Source organism: Sphingomonas sp. 22176 (assembly GCF_052045505.1).
GTDB lineage: Bacteria > Pseudomonadota > Alphaproteobacteria > Sphingomonadales > Sphingomonadaceae > Sphingomonas.
In genome coordinates this window covers 1-19,406 of record NZ_JBQEPL010000006.1, presented here as the reverse complement: position 1 = coordinate 19,406, position 19,406 = coordinate 1, and the positions used below count along the sequence as shown (strand labels likewise).

20 protein-coding genes are annotated in these 19,406 nt (G+C 65.3%); 5 read left to right on the top strand and 15 right to left on the bottom strand.

The genetic code is table 11. The features are described 5' to 3' along the window. Nucleotides 1-39 precede the first annotated feature (39 nt). A complete protein-coding gene (locus tag ACTJKY_RS17140) occupies nucleotides 40-846 on the bottom strand; it encodes a GNAT family N-acetyltransferase (RefSeq protein WP_440847320.1) in 807 nt (268 codons plus the stop codon). Nucleotides 847-1,329: 483 nt separating this feature from the next. On the opposite strand from ACTJKY_RS17140, the gene ACTJKY_RS17135 reads away from it, so the two are divergent. Further along, the gene (locus ACTJKY_RS17135) at nucleotides 1,330-1,599 is read left to right on the top strand and encodes a hypothetical protein (protein ID WP_440847319.1); all 270 of its coding nucleotides are present in this window, start codon (nucleotides 1,330-1,332) and stop codon (nucleotides 1,597-1,599) included. 148 nt (nucleotides 1,600-1,747) lie between these two features. Beyond that, on the top strand, nucleotides 1,748-2,056 hold the full coding sequence (locus ACTJKY_RS17130; protein WP_440847318.1) for an endonuclease NucS domain-containing protein: 309 nt from the start codon (nucleotides 1,748-1,750) through the stop codon (nucleotides 2,054-2,056). A gap of 21 nt (nucleotides 2,057-2,077) precedes the next feature. On the opposite strand, the gene ACTJKY_RS17125 is transcribed toward ACTJKY_RS17130, so the two are convergent. Continuing rightward, complete coding sequence (locus ACTJKY_RS17125) at nucleotides 2,078-2,773, bottom strand: hypothetical protein (RefSeq protein WP_440847317.1); 696 nt, start codon at nucleotides 2,771-2,773, stop codon at nucleotides 2,078-2,080. Between the two features lie 145 nt (nucleotides 2,774-2,918). On the opposite strand from ACTJKY_RS17125, the gene ACTJKY_RS17120 reads away from it, so the two are divergent. After that, nucleotides 2,919-3,104 (top strand): hypothetical protein, encoded by a 186-nt coding sequence (locus ACTJKY_RS17120; protein ID WP_440847316.1) that lies wholly within the window; start codon nucleotides 2,919-2,921, stop codon nucleotides 3,102-3,104. A gap of 46 nt (nucleotides 3,105-3,150) precedes the next feature. On the opposite strand, the gene ACTJKY_RS17115 is transcribed toward ACTJKY_RS17120, so the two are convergent. The 5 genes from ACTJKY_RS17115 to ACTJKY_RS17095 all read right to left on the bottom strand — a co-directional run bounded on the left by ACTJKY_RS17115 (nucleotide 3,151) and on the right by ACTJKY_RS17095 (nucleotide 9,243). Then, entirely contained in the window at nucleotides 3,151-3,477 is a 327-nt protein-coding gene (locus ACTJKY_RS17115; protein ID WP_440847315.1) for a hypothetical protein, read from the bottom strand. Between the two features lie 160 nt (nucleotides 3,478-3,637). After that, entirely contained in the window at nucleotides 3,638-3,952 is a 315-nt protein-coding gene (locus ACTJKY_RS17110; protein ID WP_440847314.1) for a DUF2274 domain-containing protein, read from the bottom strand. A gap of 491 nt (nucleotides 3,953-4,443) precedes the next feature. Continuing rightward, complete coding sequence (locus ACTJKY_RS17105) at nucleotides 4,444-6,447, bottom strand: response regulator (RefSeq protein WP_440847313.1); 2,004 nt, start codon at nucleotides 6,445-6,447, stop codon at nucleotides 4,444-4,446. Continuing rightward, the gene (locus ACTJKY_RS17100) at nucleotides 6,444-7,928 is read right to left on the bottom strand and encodes an ATPase domain-containing protein (protein WP_440847312.1); all 1,485 of its coding nucleotides are present in this window, start codon (nucleotides 7,926-7,928) and stop codon (nucleotides 6,444-6,446) included. Before ACTJKY_RS17100 ends, ACTJKY_RS17105 begins: the two co-directional genes overlap by 4 nt. Before the next feature lie 400 nt (nucleotides 7,929-8,328). Beyond that, the gene (locus tag ACTJKY_RS17095; protein WP_440847311.1) at nucleotides 8,329-9,243 is read right to left on the bottom strand and encodes a LysR family transcriptional regulator; all 915 of its coding nucleotides are present in this window, start codon (nucleotides 9,241-9,243) and stop codon (nucleotides 8,329-8,331) included. A 131-nt stretch (nucleotides 9,244-9,374) separates the two neighbouring features. On the opposite strand from ACTJKY_RS17095, the gene ACTJKY_RS17090 reads away from it, so the two are divergent. Both ACTJKY_RS17090 and ACTJKY_RS17085 read left to right on the top strand, forming a co-directional pair. Next, entirely contained in the window at nucleotides 9,375-9,905 is a 531-nt protein-coding gene (locus tag ACTJKY_RS17090) for a hypothetical protein (protein ID WP_440847309.1), read from the top strand. Between the two features lie 11 nt (nucleotides 9,906-9,916). Beyond that, on the top strand, nucleotides 9,917-11,254 hold the full coding sequence (locus ACTJKY_RS17085; RefSeq protein WP_440847308.1) for an MFS transporter: 1,338 nt from the start codon (nucleotides 9,917-9,919) through the stop codon (nucleotides 11,252-11,254). Nucleotides 11,255-11,486: 232 nt separating this feature from the next. Here ACTJKY_RS17085 and ACTJKY_RS17080 read toward each other — a convergent pair whose 3' ends face one another. The 8 genes from ACTJKY_RS17080 to ACTJKY_RS17045 form a co-directional block, all read right to left on the bottom strand. Next, entirely contained in the window at nucleotides 11,487-11,651 is a 165-nt protein-coding gene (locus ACTJKY_RS17080; RefSeq protein WP_440847307.1) for a hypothetical protein, read from the bottom strand. Nucleotides 11,652-11,814: 163 nt separating this feature from the next. Beyond that, complete coding sequence (locus ACTJKY_RS17075) at nucleotides 11,815-12,900, bottom strand: protein-glutamate methylesterase/protein-glutamine glutaminase (protein ID WP_440847306.1); 1,086 nt, start codon at nucleotides 12,898-12,900, stop codon at nucleotides 11,815-11,817. Continuing rightward, the gene (locus ACTJKY_RS17070) at nucleotides 12,897-13,757 is read right to left on the bottom strand and encodes a CheR family methyltransferase (protein ID WP_440847305.1); all 861 of its coding nucleotides are present in this window, start codon (nucleotides 13,755-13,757) and stop codon (nucleotides 12,897-12,899) included. The genes ACTJKY_RS17075 and ACTJKY_RS17070 overlap by 4 nt, the downstream gene beginning before the upstream one ends. A 22-nt stretch (nucleotides 13,758-13,779) precedes the next feature. Continuing rightward, nucleotides 13,780-14,262 carry a chemotaxis protein CheW gene (locus ACTJKY_RS17065; RefSeq protein WP_440847304.1) on the bottom strand — a complete coding sequence of 161 codons (483 nt, stop codon included), beginning with the start codon at nucleotides 14,260-14,262 and terminating at the stop codon, nucleotides 13,780-13,782. Further along, nucleotides 14,259-16,298, bottom strand: coding sequence for a methyl-accepting chemotaxis protein (locus ACTJKY_RS17060; protein WP_440847303.1), 2,040 nt, complete (start codon nucleotides 16,296-16,298; stop codon nucleotides 14,259-14,261). Before ACTJKY_RS17060 ends, ACTJKY_RS17065 begins: the two co-directional genes overlap by 4 nt. Nucleotides 16,299-16,452: 154 nt before the next feature. Next, nucleotides 16,453-16,962 carry a chemotaxis protein CheW gene (locus ACTJKY_RS17055; protein WP_440847470.1) on the bottom strand — a complete coding sequence of 170 codons (510 nt, stop codon included), beginning with the start codon at nucleotides 16,960-16,962 and terminating at the stop codon, nucleotides 16,453-16,455. A gap of 4 nt (nucleotides 16,963-16,966) precedes the next feature. Then, a complete protein-coding gene (locus ACTJKY_RS17050; protein ID WP_440845191.1) occupies nucleotides 16,967-18,928 on the bottom strand; it encodes a chemotaxis protein CheA in 1,962 nt (653 codons plus the stop codon). Further along, nucleotides 18,925-19,293, bottom strand: coding sequence for a response regulator (locus ACTJKY_RS17045; protein ID WP_440845190.1), 369 nt, complete (start codon nucleotides 19,291-19,293; stop codon nucleotides 18,925-18,927). Before ACTJKY_RS17045 ends, ACTJKY_RS17050 begins: the two co-directional genes overlap by 4 nt. Nucleotides 19,294-19,406 lie beyond the last annotated feature (113 nt).

The following is a 19,406-nucleotide window of genomic DNA, read 5'->3' as shown; positions in this document are numbered from 1 at the left end:
CCGCCAAGGGCAATCGGGCCGAATTCGCTCGCCTAAATCTCACTCCCCGTCCGAGACGCCGTTCGGCACCAGAATCCTATCGACGAAGTAGGTATAGCCGGCATCACGGTGGACGCCCAACTTGCGGCTGTCGTCGCGCTTTACCTTATCGAACAAAAGCTGTCGCCCGTCCACGCGAATGCGAACGTAATAATCCTGATGTCCCTTATGCTTGGGATCGAAGCAGATGGCTCTGCGGGGCAGCTGAACCGACCCGTCGGGAAGGCGCTCGCCGCGGCCCGCCATGCTGGCGAACGGGGCTGGTTCGCCGTCATATCGCTGACTTTCCGTGAAGAAATCGATCGAGAAGTCGACGTCGGCGGCGTCCGAGAGCTCGCACGTGCGATCGAAGATTCGATACGCGTAGAGGCCGCCGCCTGGCCCTCTTCGATCGGGAACAACGCTAAAGCCCATCTGCCGCCAGAACGGCTCCGCTGAGCGGGGCGCGATCTCGATCTCCAGTAGGGAGCGCCTCTCGTCTGCGAACCGGTCAAGCATGAATTGCGCCAGCAGACGACCGTAGCCTTGCTTCCGCAGGTCAGGCCGGATCTCCAGTATGTCCTTGCCATCCAGGAAGCCTACCGGCTCACCGTCGACCATGAGGACGTGGACCGCGGCATTGCCGCCCGACCAGGTCCGCCTCACACTGTTCCAGTTGCATCGAAAGCCGCGCACCGGCATTTCGCCCTCGTAGCCGCTTCGCTCCCAAGTGATTTCTGCGTGCTGATAGGCCGCTTCCTCCACATCTAGCCACGCCTCGATGGCGATCATGGTCTCTTCGGTGGCCGGCAGTATCTCGATTGTCATTGAACAAAACATCCCAGCGTCGATGCGAGCCTTTCAATAGCATTGCGGTGCGGTGTTCAACCTGTCGGCCGAAAGCGCGGCATACCAAGAGCATGAAATTGTCGTCGCGCAGCGAAATCACGTAACGAAAGCGGCAATCGCACGTGCATCAAAAACACGATCCCGATCATCTGACGCGACGATTGCAAGTATCTGAACGGGCTAGCTGGCTTTTACGGGGAGCGCGCCCCTCCTGTCTCGCCGGACGCGGTAGGCGCATCGGGACCAGAAGATTCGAAAGCCATTTATCCTTTCTGCCTTGCTGGAACAGCACCGTCGACCAACATCGTTCCGAAGATCGTCGCCGTCCGTCCAGATCAAAGCCTCTCGATGCTCAGCTTTTTAGTACTCGGGATGGTTTGACAAAGCTCTTGCGGGTTCTGCTCACTTCGCCGAAATATCAGCCTCAGATAGAGAAACAAGCTTGAACGAATGGAGGAGCAAATGGGTCAACTGACGCCAATGGGTGGCACCGAAATTATCGCTGAGGCAGCTGAAGCCACTGCGGATGCAGGCGCTGCCCTTATTCGTCTCGCAGAAAAGATTATCGAGGAGCACCCCGCAGCGGTGATCATTCTCGCGGCCAGCGCCGCCATCGCCACTGTCGTGGTCAGCGTAGGAGTCTCTAAAGGCCTTGCTAAGGGCATCCCTGAATTTGCTAAGAACTCGTGGTTCCGATGGAGCTCTGGGGAAAGCCCCAGCGACATCAGCTAAGACAGTAGCTGAAAGCGCGCGCTAATCTCTATAAGGCTGAGAGCACCTGCTTGCACTTTGGCCTGAGAATTCAGTCATCTTATAACAGCTCTCGGGGGAAGGCGAGAGGTCGATTATTGAAAAATGCGCCCCGGTCGATCGGTCGCTGTTGAACGGGAAATATGTCGGCCAGCAAGTTCCCACCAGCACCGGCGCGCTCGACATTCTGGCGATGAGCAAGGATCGCAAGCGGCTGCTAGCGGTGGAGCTGAAAAAGGGCCGCGCCAGCGATGCCGTTGTCGGCCAGATCCTCCGCTACATGGGCTATGTGCAGGAGGAGCTGGCCGAAGCGGGGCAAATGATGGAGGGTGCAGTAATCGCGTTGGATGATGACCAGCGCATCCGCCGTGCCCTCGCCATGGTGCCAGCGGTCCGGTTCAATCGGTACCGGGTCTCGTTTCAGCTCATTCCTGCATAGGGAGCCCGTGCCCGTAGGGCATCAAAAGCTGTTCGCTGCCGGTGACGCTGCCATTCGCTTTTCGGCCGTCGTGCGTGCGAGGCTTTCGAACTTCCGCACCTCAGGTGCGCCTCGTTTGAGGATCAACACGATCTGATTGGCCTCACCCATGGCCGTCAGCGTCGTTTCCGGTGCGTATAGGCTGCAATCCACTCCACGGGCGTCTTTGCACCAGCTGAAGGAAAAGAAAGCCGGCTCGACCTTGCTCTTGTTCGAGGCCAGCCCAAACTTTGCTTCCAAGGCGTCCACGATCTGCTGCGAGGTGCGACCAGCCAGCGGGCTACGATATTTTATCTGCACCGCCTCCTGGCCAGTTGGCGTAGGCTCGAATTCAATCGACCACGTGCTACCGCTGTTGTCAGCAAAATACAGGCCACGTGTGTGCGTATAAGATGGGGCCATGGGCACGGTCTTCCCCCGGAGCAGGTCCATCTGCTGGACGACCCGTTCTTCGAAGGAAGGGTTGTCAGTCCGATGCCCCTCGATCTTCAGGCCCCGCGCTCGGGCAACCTCCACCGCTTCCGATGGCGTCATGCCGAGCTTGACGCCGCCCACATCGAAGCTGGACGGCACGCCCTTCGTCAAAGGCCAACCCGCAAGTTTGGAACGCCCATCCGCGTCGATCGCAGCCTGCTTTACCTGAGCCTCGGCACGCGCTGCAGCCAAGGCAAGGAGCATTCCACAAGCAATAGCAACGAACTGACGCTGTTTCATACGATTCCCGAGATGCCGTCTTGATCACAGCTCCCCTGCCGCCGATCGCGTTAACGGAAGGTAAGGAATAGGATCTCGGCACCGCGTCTTGCGTCCGTCACACAATGGCATGATCAATGTGCTGGCGTACGACTCCATCGTGGCCCTTCTCCGCGCACAGGAACACCAGGGAACCGCCGCTCACCTCCTGCAGGGACACCCGCCGACAATGAGCGATCCCAGCGTGTCCGAAGCCGTGGTGCGTCCGGAGGTACACCTCGCCCGCCGAACCATTCTCTTACTTTCCGTTGCCTGATACGCATTTGATCCTCGACTTCCTGACCAAAGGAACCGACGCTGTTTCAAGCGCATTCAAGCAGCGCGGCAAGTTCCAGAAGCTTGGTCCGCACCAAGTTCAACTCCAGCGAAATCCGCAGATCTCCTCGACCGGCCGCCGTTAGAATGGCGCCAAGCACCTGATCGGAGTGCCTTACCAGCGACACGAGGTGATTGCCCTGGGGCAAACGATCGCGGAAATCGAGACGATCGCTACCGTAGCCGAGGCCGCGGAGTAGCGGGATGATGGGGACCCGGACCCGATAAGCGCGGGGACCGCCGGAGACGCCGCACGGCAGGGCGGTGGCGGCGATGACGGCGAACCCGTACGGAGCCGCCAAGCTGGCAGTCATAGGCCGCTCGAAGCGGACGGGGGCGCCCATACGCGCCCCTCCGCTCCTTTCGCCGAACATTCTAATGTGACCGGACGCTTTCGCGAAATCGGCTCTGCTTCGGGCAGCGCCGAAAATCGCAAGGTGCCAGCCGCGAGCCGCCCACTGGCTGGACCGGATGTCACCGGCTGGCTCCCCGCCCCCGCACGCCCCCCCCCCAATCGCTCTCAAGGAAGGATGTCAGCATCGCCGGGATCAGATCGGTCACCGACTCTTTCTGTCCATAGGTTTCAGCATATAGCGCAGCATAGTCCTGCAGCCGCTGGCGCAGGGCGGGCGTGATGAGGATCGCGAGCTTGACGAGCTTTCGATCCGGCAGCTTGGCGAGTTTCAGTTCCCCAGTTCGAAGCGATCCGTGCGGGCTTCGGCATCGGTATCTGCCAGACCGCCGTCGCCAGGCGCGACCCGGATCTTTGCCGCGTCCTGGCAGATGCATTCGATCTGCGACTACCGGTGTGGATCGTCATGCATGAGGATCTGAGCAACGGCAGTCGCTACAGGTTCACCTTCGACGCGCTCGTGCAGGCACTAACCGGCATTACGCAGACTGCATAAAGCGCGCGATAATCTCGGTGGTGACGACGGTTGAGGCGATTGTTCCAATCGGATCCGTTCAAGTGTCTGGAAGTCCGATCGCGCGCCTGATCGAGAGTCTCCAACAATGGCGGCTTCGGACGGTTCCTAGCGATGAGCCAAACGGCGCTTCTTGGTCGGCGTAAGCCCTAAAGCCATTCGTCCGCGACCCCGTCGGCGAGCATTCTGTAGGTGGCCAATGTGGCCAGAGGAGAACGCCATGGAGATGTCTGAGACCGAGCTCACCGCCACCAAGCGCCCGGTCTGGAATGCTGGGTGGTGCCGCCGCAGATGCCCCAACAGCCTGTACGACGAACACGCTCGACGACGATGCGGACGCCGGAAGATGCCGGTTTAGGGCGTGGCGATCAGTTGATCGATGGCCCTTGCAATATCGACTTGCCGGAACGGCTTGGCGAGTTGCGGGAGCGGCAGGTCGAGGTCTCCGCCAGCGTAGCCCGTGACGATGAGGATCGGCATGCGCGGGTGCGTTTCGCGGATACGCTCCGCCACTTCGATGCCGTTCATCCGCGGCATCATATAGTCGGATACCACCGCATCGATCTGGATGCCGGTCCGCAGCTTCGCCAGCGCTTGCGCACCTCCGGCGGCCTCGTGCACCGCATGGCCCAGTTCGCGCAGCATCTCCGCCGTGCCGCGGCGGACCAACTCCTCGTCGTCGATCAGGAGGAGCCGTAGCGGGCGCACCGGCTTGCTGGCGATGGGGAGCCGCGCCACCGCAAGAGCGGTCCCTCCCGTGGCGACGGGCAGATACAGGTCCGCACGGGTGCCCTGGCCGACATTGCTCTGCAACTCGAACGCGCCGCCGAGCTGCGCCGCCAGCCCGTGCACCATCGACAGACCGAGGCCGGTCCCTTTGCCGACATCCTTGGTCGAAAAGAACGGCTCGACCGCCTTGCCGAGCGTGACGTCGTCCATCCCGGCACCGGTATCGATCACCGAGATGCGGATATAGGCGCCGGGGTTGAGCTTGCTCGCCCTGTCGGGGCCAAGCACCACGCGATCCGCGGCGATGGTCAGCACGCCGCCGCCCTCCATCGCATCTCGGGCATTGACGCACAGATTGAGGATGGCGAGTTCAAGCTGGTTTGGATCGGCGATGCCCGCGGGAAGATCATGCACGGCAAGCATGCGCAGCTCGATGGCCGGGCCGATCGAACTGGCGATGAGGTCACGCATCCCCTCGAAGAGCTGGGCGATGTCGACCGCGCGGGTTTCCAGCGCCTGCCGCCGGGCGAAGCCCAGCAGGCGGCTGACCAGGATTTTTGCGCGTTCCGCCGATTGCAGCGCGCCGTCCAGCAAGCGCGCCGACCGGGGATCGTCGGCACCGTAGCGCCGGTTCAGCAGATCGAGCGCGCCCGTGATCGGGGTCAGCAGATTGTTGATATCGTGGGCGACGCCCCCGGTCAGCTGGCCGATCGTCTCCAGCTTCTGCGCCTCGTGCAGCTGGGCGATGACCGTCTCGCGCTCGGCGACGGTCGCGGTGACGCGGGCTTCCAGCCCCTCGTTCAGCTCGCGCAACTCCTGCTCGGCGCGCTTCCGCTCGGTCACGTCCTGGAAGATGACCGCAACGGCCTTGCGGCTGGAGGGTTCGATGCGGAATGCGGAGAGTTCCAACTGACGCCGGGTGGCGACCAGTTCGCGCTCGAACCGGATCGGTTCTCCGGAGACGAGCACCTGACGATACAGGGCAACCCAGCCTTCGGCCTCATCGGGCACCATCTCTCGCACCTTCTGACCGATGACGTTGGCGATGCCGGTGTGCCGCTCATACGCAGCGTTGGCCTGGACATGGACATAGTCGAAAAGCGGGCCATCGGGGCCGTCGAGGAATTCGATGACCGCGAAGCCCTCGTCCATCGTGTCGAACAGCGTGCGGTAGCGAGCCTCGCCTTCGCGCAGTTCGGTGAGGCGGCTGCGCGCCTCATATTGCCGCTTGCGCGCCCGCAGCGCCGACCGCGCGAGGCTGATCAGCGTCGTCGGATGGAAGGGGCGCTCGAGAAAGGTGACGTTGCCGAGGACCTCCAGATAGCGCACCGCAGCCGGATTGCGCTCGAGACCACCGCCCCGGGTGGTGAGCAGTACGAAGGGCAGGTCCGACCATTCCTCCTGGTGCGACAGCCAGTCGGCGAGCGGATGGAGGTCGGCGCTGGTGATCGCCTCCTCGGTCACCAGCACGAAGGCCGCACCGGCATTCAGTTCCGTGATCAGCGCGAGCAGCGACGCGCAGGCGGTCGCTTCGATACCGCCTTCGTTGAGCATCGCCGCGGCGATCGTGGCGTCCCGGCCGCGCGGGGCGAGCACCAATGCCCGTTCCGAAAAGGTGCTGTGCTTCACGTTTCGGGATCGTCGAGCACGGTCGTCTCGCCGACCATGACCGGCACCCCGCGGAGCACACCCTGGAAATTGGCCAGGGGCGGCCCGAGGGTGAGCCCGCGCTCGCCAATACGGTATTCGCGGATCGTATCCTCGTGCGGACCCGTGCGCTTCTTGACGACGGAAACCGCGCGCCGCACCCGGCCCAGCGCCTCGAAATAGCGCAGCAGGATGACGGTATCGGCCAGATAGGTGACGTCCACCGGCGACTTCATGTCGCCGACCAGGCCATGCTGCGCCACCGTGAGGAAGGTCGTGGCGCCGCGGCGGTTCAGATACTGGAGCAGCTCGTGCACATGGAGCACCAGCGCATTCTCCCCCGGCATCGCCGCCTGATAGCCGTTGAGGCTGTCCAGCACGACGGTGCGCGCGCCGTGCGTCTCGACGCAGACGCGCACCCGTTCGGAGAACTCGCCGGGCGTGAGCTCGGCGGCGTCCACCTGTTCCAGCACCAGCGCCTCGGCGTCGATCATCGCCTGCAGGTCGATACCCAAGCCCTTGGCCCGCTCGATCAGCAGCCCGCGTTCCTCGTCGAACACGAACATTGCCGCCCGCTCGCCCCGCGCGATGGCATTGCGCACGAAGGTGAGCGTCATGATCGACTTGCCGGTGCCTGCGGGGCCCAGCACCAGCACACTCGAGCCGCGCTCGACGCCGCCACCCAGCAGCGCATCGAACTCGGGCATGCCCGTGCCCAGCACGGTGCGATCGACGGGCCGCTTGTGTTCGGCCGATACAAGCCGGGGAAAGACGCGCACGCCGCCGGTCTCGATCGCGAAATCGTGGAAGCCGCCCCGGAACCGTCGACCGCGATATTTGATCACCCGCAGCCGCCGGCGCTCCGGCCCATATTCGGGCGCGAGTTCCTCCAGCCGAACGACGCCGTGCGCGACCGAGTGGACGGTCTTGTCGTTCGCTTCGGTGGTCAGATCGTCGAGCATCAGCACGGTGGCGTTCTGCCGCGCGAAATAATGCTTCAGCGCCAGGATCTGGCGGCGATAGCGGAGCGAGCTTTGCGCGAGCAACCGGATTTCGGACAGGCTGTCCAGCACCACGCGATCGGGTCGGACGCGCTCGAAAACGTCGAAGATGCGCCGGGTGGTCTCGCCGAGTTCCAGGTCCGAGGAGTAGAGCAGGCTCTGCTGCTGCTCCTCGTCGAGCAGGTTTTCCGGCGGCACCAGTTCGAACAGCTCGAGTCCCTGCAGGTCCCAGCCATGCGCCGTGGCGGTGGCGCGCAACTCTTCCTCGGTCTCGGAAAGGGTAATGTACAGGCAACGCTCGTCCGATGCGGCGCCTGACCGCAGGAACTGCAGCGCGATCGTCGTCTTGCCCGTCCCGGGACTGCCTTCGAGCAGAAAAACGCGCCCCCGTTCGAGGCCGCCGTTCAGCACGTCGTCGAGACCAACAATTCCCATGGTCGCTTGCGGGTTGGCTACGGGCATATGGTCTCCTGCCTAGCGTCCGGTACCGGGTGCCTTGCAGGCGAGCCCAACTCTGACCCTACAACCGCGAAATTGCGTTTTGTTCCGGGTCGTTAGCAAGTAGATGGCGATCGTGATAGCCCCCGACAGCTCGAATGTCTCTCGACGAGGTCCTCTCCGTCGCAACGGCCGCCTTTGGCTAGACCCGATGACCGTTGGTGGCGATCGGAATGGCGAATTTTGGTCGGCAACCGCCGGGCTGGGCGTGGATGGTTCAACGAGTGGTCGTACGCATGGTTATCGAGGCGGTTCGGATAGAGAATAGCAGATCGGTTGTGCACCGAAGGCCCGAGGAAGTCGTCGTGCCTCGTCGCACAGCGTTCCGCCCGGCTTGGAAGATGCGGGTGCGTCGCGTCGATAGCTACACACGGAGGGCCTCACGGAGGACGGTATCGCACGTGTGTCGGACAAGGGTGCGCAGCCAGCGGTGCGCGGGGTCGCCCTCCATTCTCGGATGCCAGAGCAAGGAAACCGTGAACGCTTCCGTATGAACAGGCAGCGCGAACGTGACGAACCCGTCGCGCAGACCGAGCGTATGCCGTTCCGGGACCGTGGATATCAGGTCAGATCCTCTAGTGAGCGCGAGTGCGGCGGCGAACCCGTCGACGGTGGTCACGATCGCCCGAGTGAGGCCGAGCGCCTTCAACGTCTCGTCGATCGTCCCCAGGCCAAGACCCTGGCGCGTCACCAGCACATGACGGCCGTCTGCATAGCGCGCGGCGGTTAGCGCCCCTTTCGAGAGCGGGTGATCCGGCCGCACGACGCCGACATATCGATCTTCGAACAGCGCCTGGGCGCGGACCTCAGGACTAATCGTGCCTCCGACGACACCTGTCTCCAAATCTATGTCTCCGGCGCGCAGCCCGGCGCTGTCCTTATCAAGCTTTCGGATGAAGCGAATGCGGACATGTGGCGCCTCTTCGGCGACCCGCTGGATGAGGGCGGGACCGATCGTTTCGGCGAACCCGTCGCTCGTCCGCAGCACGAAAGTACGGTCGAGGCAGTAGAGATCAACGGTTTCGGCCGGCCGCAGGATGGCACGGGCGTCCTCAAGAAGCCGGTGGACCTCCTCGCGCAGTGCATCGGCACGGCGCGTGGCAACAAGGCCGCGACCCGCACGCACGAGAAGAGGGTCGCCGGTCACCGTCCGAAGGCGCGCGAGGGCCCGGCTCATCGCCGACGGGCTGAGCCCCAGCTTGCGTCCTGCGCCGGCGACGCTGCCCTGTTGGAGGAGGGCGTCGAGGGTAACCAGTAGATTGAGATCAGGCCCGCTCATCCGCGAACCTGTATCATAGGGCGTTTGAGACGTATAGCGTCAGACGCAATGATAGCATGCAAATGCTGCGTCTTCCGGCATCCAACCTATGGCTTATCTCCGTGATGAAATCATGGAGACAGGAGCTTGGCATGACCGAAACAGCACTCGACCGCTTCGCCCGGCGCGTCAGCGCCGGCTGGGGGACGTTAACGCCAGCGCTGCTTGCCGATTGCAGCGCGCAGCTTGCGGCGTTGATTCAGGCGCCCCGAAACGAGGACTGGCTCGCGGCGCTCTGCCGGGAACGTCCGGAGAGCCGTGAACTCTATCGCGATCCTGTCCATGGCTTCGTGCTGCTCGCCCATACCGAGGCCGAAGGCAGATATCGGGCGCCGCACGACCATGGAACGAGCTGGGTTCTCTATGGCGTTCTGCAAGGCGAGATGGAGATGGGCAGCTACGCACGCGTCGATAACGCGGGCGAAGGCCCACGCCTCGTCAAGCGCGGATCGATGATCGTTCGGCCCGGGCACGTGCAGGCTTATCTCCCGGGTGACATCCACGACACCCTCTGCATAGACGGACCAGCCATCCAGTTTCGCTTTACGTCTCGCGATCTCCGACGTGAGACGACAATGGTTCGGTACTCCGATGCGGGCGGTGTGTGGCTCCCGGCATCGTGAAGGCGGTCGCTGTGCCGGCAGCCTTCGCCCTGCCTCAAGGTGCGCCGCGCCGTGCCGCCATCGCCAGCGTGCTCGCCGCGATGGCGGCAGCGGTGCTCGACGCATCTAGCGTCAACATGGCGCTTCCTTCGATCGCCGGGGCGCTCCATGTCCGTCCTTCGATCGCTGCCTGGCTGGTAATCGCGTACCAGGGCACGCTGGTTGCGAGCCTGTTGCCGCTCGCCGTGATCGGCGAGCGCTTCGGTTACCGTCGTACCTTTGTCGTCGGCACCGCCCTGTTCGGGTTCTGCGCTGCGGCTTCCGGATCGGCTTCCGGGTTTGCAACGCTGGTCGCCTTCCGCGCCCTGCAAGGCGTTGGTGCTGCTGCTATCATGGCATTGGGGGTGGCGCTTCTCCGCCAAACCGTGGCGGAGGATGAACTTGGCAAGGCGATCGGCTGGCACGCGATGACCGTGGCGCTCATGTCGGCCGCAGGGCCAGCCATCGGCGCGGTACTGCTTGGCCTGGGAAGTTGGCGGTTCGTTTTCCTGGGGAGCGGCGCTCTGGCTGCCATGGCGCTGGTGGCAAGTCGCTTGCTTCCGTCCCAAGGCGGCGAGCGCAGGGCACTCGATCCCGTCGGCCTGTTGCTTTATCTCTCGATCGCGCCTGCATTCGTCGTCGCGGTTGGGCTGGCTCGCATTTGGGCCTCCCTCAGCGGCCTGCTCGTGGCGGGGGGTGTGGCCAGCCTTCTATTGCTCCTCCAGCGTGATCTTCGGCGGGCTTCTCCCTTTCTTCCGCTATCGCTCCTTCGCGCACCAGATTTCAGGCGGTCGGTTTTGGCATCGATCGCCTGCTTCACTGCGATCAGCATGGCGCTGATCATATTACCCTTCGCCTTGCAGGGTCGCTTGGGTCTCTCCCCGCCGGAGGTCGCGCTGATGATGACGCCGTGGCCGCTCGCCGTGCTCCTCACCACACCCGTTACCGCACGCCTCCTGGATCATCATCTTCCCCAACGGCTATGCTCGATCGGGGGCACCCTTTTGGCGTTCGGCTTGGTGCTGTTGGCTCTCGGTTCGCAGATCGCGGGTGTGCCGGTGCACGTAGTCGGTGTCATCCTTTGTGGAATCGGATTTGGACTTTTCCAGACCCCGAACAATCGCACGATGTTCCTGGCTGCACCGATCAATCGTGCCGCTTCGGTCGGCGGCATACAGGGGACAGCGCGGCTGACGGGGCAGGTGACGGGGGCGCTAATCGCGTCGATCTTGCTCGCTGTGCCGAGCGTTGGAACAGGCGGATCGCTCGCCTTCGGGATCGCCGCCGTCGCTGCTATCGCGTCTGCAGCGGTCAGCGGAATGAACCGGTAGAATGGAAGGCAGCACCGTTACCCTGAACGCTGGCCGCAGCGCGATATGGTTCGCAGCGATGGCGATAGAGCCGGCCATTCTACCAAGACCGGCAACGTGGCAGAAGGCGCGTCCAATACACCTTACTTCGAGGAGGTTTGATCAAAGCGTTGGTCACGGTTGCGGTTGTCGCCGCCACCGGCGCGGCGACCCCGAAAATGTATGGTGCACGCCTTAAGGCCGGCTCGACCTGCTACGCGATCGTCGCCAGCGACAAGACGATCGGCTCGACGTTGCAGACGATCACGGCGTCACGCGCTGGCGGCAGACCGGTTTGCCCCGGCCTGTCGAGTCGCCCCACTTGTGCCTGCAGCAGCCGCGCCAGCCGGTCGCCGGTGGCCTGCATGTTCCCGATCACGGCCTCTGCGGTGTCGCGTCCCAGTGGGTTGACCACGCTATCAAGCTGCCCCTACCAACAGCTCGACGATGACGTGCACCGAGGCCGCCGCCTCGCCCGCCGCGACGAAGCGGGGATCGACCCCATCGGCCCCGGGGCTTCGCCGACGCACCCGCCCCTGCCCTCACCGATGGGCGGCGGCCAGGAGTTCGCTGGCGATATTGCCGAGCGGGATCACCCGTTCCGCGGCATCGCGGGTGATCGCTTCCTTGGGCATCCCGAACACGACCGAGGTGGCTTCATCCTGCGCGAAGGTGCGGGCGCCCGCCTGGCGCATTTCCAGCAGCCCGCGGGCGCCGTCGTCGCCCATGCCGGTCATGATGATGCCGACCGCGTTCGATCCCGCCGCACGCGCTGCCGATCGAAACAGCACGTCCACCGAGGGGCGGTGGCGCGACACCAGCGGCCCGTCACGGACCGAGACATAGTAGCGTGCGCCCTGCCGCTCGAGCATCAGATGCTTGCCGCCGGGCGCGATCAGCACCTGGCCGCGCAACACCGGATCGCCGTCCGCGGCCTCCTTGACGTCTACCTCGCACAGGGTGTCCAGCCGCTGGGAGAAGGCGCGGGTGAAATGTTCCGGCATGTGCTGGACGATGACGATGCCGGGCGCATTGGCAGGAAGCGCCTCCAGCACTTCGCGCAGCGCCTCGGTGCCGCCGGTCGACGCGCCCAAACAGACCACCATCTCGGTCGTGCGGCTCATCGGCTTGCCGTCGGGGGGCGGCAGCATGACGTCGGCGGTGAGCTTCTTGGGCGGCCCCTCGCTGCGGAAGGCCGGCGCTGTGGCGCGGCCGCGCACCTTGGCACGCGCCGCGGCCTTCACCACGTCGCGGATCTGGAGGTGATGCTCGGCGAGATGATCGGCGACGCCATAGCGCGGCTTGAGAATCACATCGACCGCACCCGCCTCCATCGCCTGGAGCAGCGTGTCCGACCCGTCTTCGGTCAGCGACGAGCACATCACCACCGGGACGGGGCATTGCGACATCAGCTTCTTGAGGAAGGTGATGCCGTCCATCCGCGGCATTTCGACGTCGAGGGTGATGACGTCGGGCACCCTTTCCTGAATGCGCCGCGCCGCGCTGAACGGATCGGCAGCGGTGCCGATCACCTCGATCTCCGGGTCCTCGCCCAGGATCGAGGCCATGGTCTGACGTACGCTGGCCGAATCGTCGACAATCAGCACGCGGATCTTGCCGCCGGTCATGCTTCGCTCCTCTGAAACACGGTGTTGCCCACCGGCCTGAGCGGCAGGCCCATGCCGTGGATTGATTCCGAATGGCCGAGGAACAGGTATCCGTTCGGCGCCAGGCAATCGAGCAGCCGGGTCAGGACGGCGCGCTGCGTTGGCTTGTCGAAGTAGATCAATACGTTGCGACAGAAGATCAGGTGCATCGGCGCGCCGACCGGATAGCTGTCGTCCATCAGGTTCAGGCGGGCGAAGTCGATCGTGCTGCGCAGCGCCGGGGCGATCCGCACCTCGCGGCGACAAGGATCCGTGGGCAGGCGGACATAGGCCCGGTGCAGCGCCGCCGGCACTGGTGCCAGCATCTCGGCCGGATAGATGCCCTTGCGGGCGGTGGCGAGCACGTCGGTGTCGATGTCCGTCGCCAGGATGCCGAAGGTGAAGCCGCCACGGCGCGCGGCATGATCGTCCAGCACCATCGCCAGCGTATAGGGCTCGGGGCCGGTCGAGCAGGCGGCGCTCCATACCCGCAGCGTGCGCGCGCCCTGCCCGATCAAGGCCGGCAGCGCCGTCTCGACCATAAAATCGAAATGGCCGGGCTCGCGGAAGAAGTCGGTCTTGTTGGTGGTGACGGCGTTGATCAGCAGCGGGATTTCCGCTGCAGCGAGCGTTCCCGCGAACAGGGCGTCGCAATAGGCGTCGAGCGTATCGATCCCCACCGCCTGCAGCCGCCGCCGCAGCCGGCCCTCCACCATCATCTTCTTGGGGTCGGGCAGCTTGATCCCGGCAGCCTCGTAGACATAGCTGGCCAGCCGCGCGAAGTTGCGCGCGCTCAGCGTGTCGGCACGGGTCGCGGCAAGGGCCTGGGCGGCGGTCATGGGGCAAGCACCGGGGGCGAGATCAGGCTGCCGCGGCGGGGCGGTCGAGCGCGCCGACCTCCCCGGGCGAGAAGATCCGGCCCATCTCGACCAGCACCACGAAGCCCTCGGCGCGCCGGAAGACGCCGCCGATATAGTCGGAGGGCCAGCGGACTCCGATATCGGGCGCCGCCTCAAGCTGCGCGGCGGCGACGCTGCACACTTCGAGCACGCGATCGACCACCAGCCCCAGCATCAGCAGCCGACCGCCGACCGGCACGTCGACGACGAGGATCCGCGTGCTCGGCGTCGGCGCGGTGGCGGGCAGGCCGAGCCGGAGGCGCAGGTCCACGGTCGTCACCCCCTGCCCCCGCATGTCGGTGAGGCCCAGCAGATAGTCGGGGCCGTTGGGCAGCCGGAAGGTCTCGCGATAATCGAGGATCTCGCGGACGAGCGAGACCGGCACCGCGAACACTTCCGCACCCAGGCCGAAGGTGACGATCTGCAGCTCGGCCGCGCCGCTCACGCCGCATGCACTCCGAAATCGACATCGTCGGCATCGGGGCCGCCGCTGTGGAGATCGAGCGCGAAGCCATGCGCGCGCGCCTGCTGCTCGGCGACCGACGGGCCGCGCGACGCGGGCCGCGCCGCCTTCGCAGGCTGCCGGCTGCGCGATGCCTCCGCGCCGCGGGTGCGCGTGCCCTTGGGCAGGTCGCGCTGGCCGCCCTGTAGCTGGAAATAGTCGATACTGGCCTGGAGCTCCTCGGCCTGGGCAGCGAGTTCGACCGAGGTTGCCGAGATCTCTTCGGAGGCGCCGGCATTCTGCTGGGTCACCTGGTCGAGCTGCTGGATCGCCTTGTTGATCTGTACCGCGCCGATGTCCTGCTCGCGGCAGGCGGCGCTGATTTCGCTGACCAGTTCGGCGGTACGGCGGATGTCCGGCACCAGCTTGCGCAGCATTTCGCCGGCCTCGACGGCAGCCTTGACCGTCTCCGACGATACCGAGCTGATCTCGGCGGCCGCACCCTGGCTGCGCTCGGCGAGCTTGCGCACTTCGGAGGCGACTACCGCGAAGCCGCGGCCATGCTCGCCGGCGCGTGCTGCCTCGACGGCAGCGTTGAGCGCGAGCAGGTCGGTCTGGCGGGCGATTTCCTGGACGATGCCGATCTTCTCGGCGATCGTCCGCATCGCACCCACCGCACGATCGACCGCGACGCCGCTGCTCTCAGCGTCCTGGGCGGACTGGCGCGCCATTTTCTCGGTCTGCACGGCATTTTCGGTATTCTGGCGGACATTGGCCGCCATTTCCTCCATCGAGGCGGAGACTTCCTCGGTCGCGGCGGCCTGTTCGGTTGCGCCCTGCGACAGCTGCTCGGAGCTGGCCGAGAGTTCCTGGCTGCCCGAGGCGACCTGTTCGGCCGAGCCGCGGGTATCGGCGATGATCACGCGCAGCCGATCGACCATGCGGACGAGCGCCGTACCCAACGTGTCGTTGTCGGACATGGGCTTGTGCGTGACCGTCAGGTTGCCCTCGGCGATCTTGTTGGCCAGATCGGCGGTGACGCGGAGATTGTCGATCAGCAGATTGACCGCGTCGCGCATGCGGCGGTGATCGCCCTCGCAGGCCAGCTCGACCCGCTCGCGCAGATCGCCCGCGCTGACCAGACTCAGAACGCGGTTGCCTTCGGTGATCGGCACCATGATCGCGTCCAGCATGCCGTTGATGCCGGAGATCAGCGCCGCGAAATCGCCGACGAAGCGCTTCTCGTTGCCGCGCTCGTTCAGCTGCCCGGCGGTAGAGGCGGCGATCAACCGCTGCACTTCCTCGATGATGTCACGCAGATTCTTGCGCAGCGTCTCGATCGTGTCGTTGATGAACGCCTTCTTGCCCGGAAACTGCTCGAGCGGCGCGTCGAAATTGCCCTCGCCGAACTGCTTGATGCACGCCATCGCCTTCTTCTTCACGGCGATATGGGCGGCAACCATCTCGTTGACGCCCTTGGCCATGACGGCGAAGTCGCCCGGGAACTTGTTCACGGCAAGGAAGACGTCGATATCGCCCTTCTCATGCTCCGAGTACATCTGGCGCATCTCGCTGAGGATGCCCTTGAGGTTGGTCCGCAGCGTTTCGATGGTATCGTTGATGAACGCCTTCTTGCCGGGCAGCTGCTCCATCTTCGCCTCGAAGTCGCCCTCCCCGAACGCCTCGATGCACGCCATCGCCTTCTTCTTCACGGCGATGTGACTGGCAACCAACGCATTCACGCGCTTGGCGACGGTGGCCAAGCTGCCATGGAATTCGTCAACCGGCAGCACCGCGTCGATATCGCCGCGGTCGTGTTCGGCCTGCATTTCGGCAACGCGCTCGTTGAACGCACTTACCGGGCGCGCGGCCTTGTCCAGCAGGCTGTTGATCGCGAGAAGGATTTCGCGCGTCTGCCCTTTCGCAAGCGTTGCGTCGGCCCGCTCGCCGATGTCACCGCGTGCCATCGCCCTTTCCACCCGCGCGAGCTCCGCCAGAACGGTACTGCCCGCCACGCCGCCCAGAATATTGATCGACATAAACATCCTCTCGTCACTGCTGTTCGAAGGTCATTCCGGATATTTTCGGAGAATTATCCGGCTTCGGCGTGGATTCTCAGACGCGCGGCCGCGCTTGCCACCGCGTCGACGCCGTAGATTGGCAACCGCCTTGGGCGCGGAGCGCGGCGACGGTTCATGCGCCGGCCCCGACGGACGCTTTTCCGATCAGCTCGGCAAAGATGGCGTGGAGGTCCGGCAGGACGACGACACCGTCGTCGCGGCGCACCAGGGTGCGGACGAACTGGCGGCGCCAGCGCATGCCGACCGCGGGGGGCTCCTCGCTCGCCGTCTCGGCAAGCGTCGCCACCTCGTGGACCTTGTCGGTGCGGATGCCGATCTGGAGCGGCTCGTCGCCGAGCGCGATCTCGATCACGACGATGCGGCTGTCGAGCGTCGCGCTTTCTGCCGGCGCCATCGAGAAGGCCTGGCGCAGATCGGCGATCGGGATGATCTTGCCGCGGAAATTGACCACGCTGTGGACCAAGGGTGCCGCGCCCGGCACCCGGGTTTCGGGCAGCAGGTCGAGGATCTCGCGGACCAGCACGGCCTCCAGCGCGAAGGTCTCGTCGCCGAGATCGAAGGTGAGGACCTCGAGATGGCCGGTCTCGTCCCAGGGGACGGTTTGGATATGGGCTTCCTGCATGGGCTCAACCGGCGGCACGCAGCCGCTCCTCCTGCTGCTGGCCGGCCAGCACGAGCTGGACGACGTCGAGGATCAGCGCGACGCCGCCGTCACCCAGGATCGTCGCGCCGGCAAAGGCGGCGACGTCCTGGTGCAAGGGCGACATCGACTTGATCACGGTCTGGTGGCTGCCGATGATCTGGTCGACGACCAGCCCGACGCGCTCGGCGCCGGTGGCGATGACGACGATCTTCTGGTGCGGATCGGGCCGCGTGCCGGTCTCGAACATCTCGCGCAGGCGCAGGAACGGCACCAGCCGGTCGCGCAGCGTGATGAAGCTGCGGCCGCGCGAGCGCAGATCCTCCTCCAGACTCAGCTCGAGGCACTCTTCCACCGCCGCCAGCGGGATGACGTAGCGGCCCTCGCCGACGCGGACGAGCAGCCCGTCGATGATCGCGAGGGTCAGCGGGATGCGCAGCACCACCTTCGATCCCTCACCGGGATTGGAGGTGATGTCGATCGCGCCGCGCAGGCTCTCGATCGTGCGCTTGACCACGTCCATGCCGACGCCGCGGCCGGACAGGTTGGTCACCGCCGCCGCGGTCGAGAAGCCGGGGTGGAAGATCAGGTGGAGCAGCTCGCTGTCGCTGAACACCTGCCCAGGCTGGATCAGCCCCTGCGATTCCGCCTTGGCGCGGACGCGCTCGCGGTTGATGCCGCGGCCGTCGTCCTGGATGGTGATCAGCACTTCGCCGCCGGCCTGGTGGGCGGACAAGCGGACATGGCCGGTGGCGGGCTTGCCTGCGGCCACGCGCTCGTCCTCGGGCTCGAGGCCATGGTCGCAGGCATTGCGGATCAGGTGGACCATCGGATCGGCCAATCGCTCGATCACGGTCTTGTCGACTTCGGTCGCCTCGCCTTCGGTGGAGAGCTCGATCGCCTTGCCGGTTTCGCGGGCGAGATCGTGGATCAGGCGGCGGAAGCGGCCGAACAGCGTGGCGACCGGCACCATGCGCAGCACCATCATCGTGTCGCGCAGCTCGCTGACCAGCCGCTCGATTTCCTCGGAGATCGAGCGCAGCACCATGTCGCCGCCCTGGCCGTTGGCGAGCTGCGACAAGCGGCTATGGACGATGACCAGCTCGCCCACCCGGTCCATCAGCTCGTCGAGCCGCTCGGCGGGGACGCGGACGCTCTCGCCGGTTTTGGTCGCGGCTTTGGCCGGACCGGTGGCTTCGGGCGTGGCGACGGCGGTTGCGGTTGCGACCGGCGCCTCGACGATCTCGGCAGGGGCTTCGGCCTCGCCGCCCAGTTCCTCAATCGTCAGGTCCATGTCGTCCATCACGAACAGGAACACGTCGTCGATATCGTCGCGCGACACGTCGCCGAACAGCGTGACGTCCCACCCGATATGGCATTCGACCGGGTTGAGCTCGGCGAACGGCGGCAGCCGGTCGGTGCGCGCGGCGATGGTGCATTCGCCCAGCTCGCGCAGCTCGTCGAGCAGCATCAGCGGGTTGGTGCCGTTCGCCATCGATTCCGGCGGCAGATAGAAGGTCAGGCGCCAGCCCTTGCGGACGGGTGCGGCAGGTGCCGCGGGCGGCGCGCCGGCGGCGGCATCGACCTCGCGCTGCAGTTCGGCGAGGATCGCGGCGCCCGTGGCTTCGAGCCCGGTGCCGTCGCCGTCGACCAGCGCGCGCATATGGTCCTTGGCGGACAGGATCACCGCGACCAGCCCCTGCGTGGCGGGGGCCAGGCCCTTGCGCACGCGGTCGAAGGCGGTCTCGCAGTGATGGGTGAAGCTGGCCAGCGCGTCGAAGCCGAACATCGCGCCCGAGCCCTTGAGCGTGTGCAAGCCCCGGAACACCGCGTCGATCAGGTCGCGATCGTCGAGCCGGTGGATCAGGTCGAGCAGGCCCTGTTCGACCTGGTCGAGCAGGTCGCCCGCCTCGACCCGGAAGGCCGCGATCGGATCGCTGCCGCTCACCGGCCGAGCACCTTGCGCGACACCTTGAGCAGCTGTTCGGGGACGAAGGGCTTAACCAGCCAGCCGGTGGCACCGGCGGCCTTGGCCTGCTGCTTCATCGCATCGTCGCTCTCGGTGGTGAGGAACAGGATCGGCGTCCCGCACTGGGCGGGATCCTTGCGCAGCTCGCGGATCATCGTCAGCCCGTCCATGTTGGGCATGTTCAGGTCGGTGATGATCAGGTCGAACTTCGCGCCCTTGGCCTTGCTCAGGCCCTCCACGCCGTCCCCGGCCTCCGTGACGGCATAGCCCGCGCCGGTCAGCGCGATCTTGATCGCCATGCGCAAGCTGGGCGAATCATCGACGGTGAGGATCGAGGCGGTCATTGGGCACGTTCTCCGTGAAACCAGAAGTCGAGATCTTGGGCGCTCGGCGCGGCCAGAAAGCCCGCACGCTCGAGCAGCGCCGCAACCGGCGCTGGCGCAGGACTGCGCAGCCG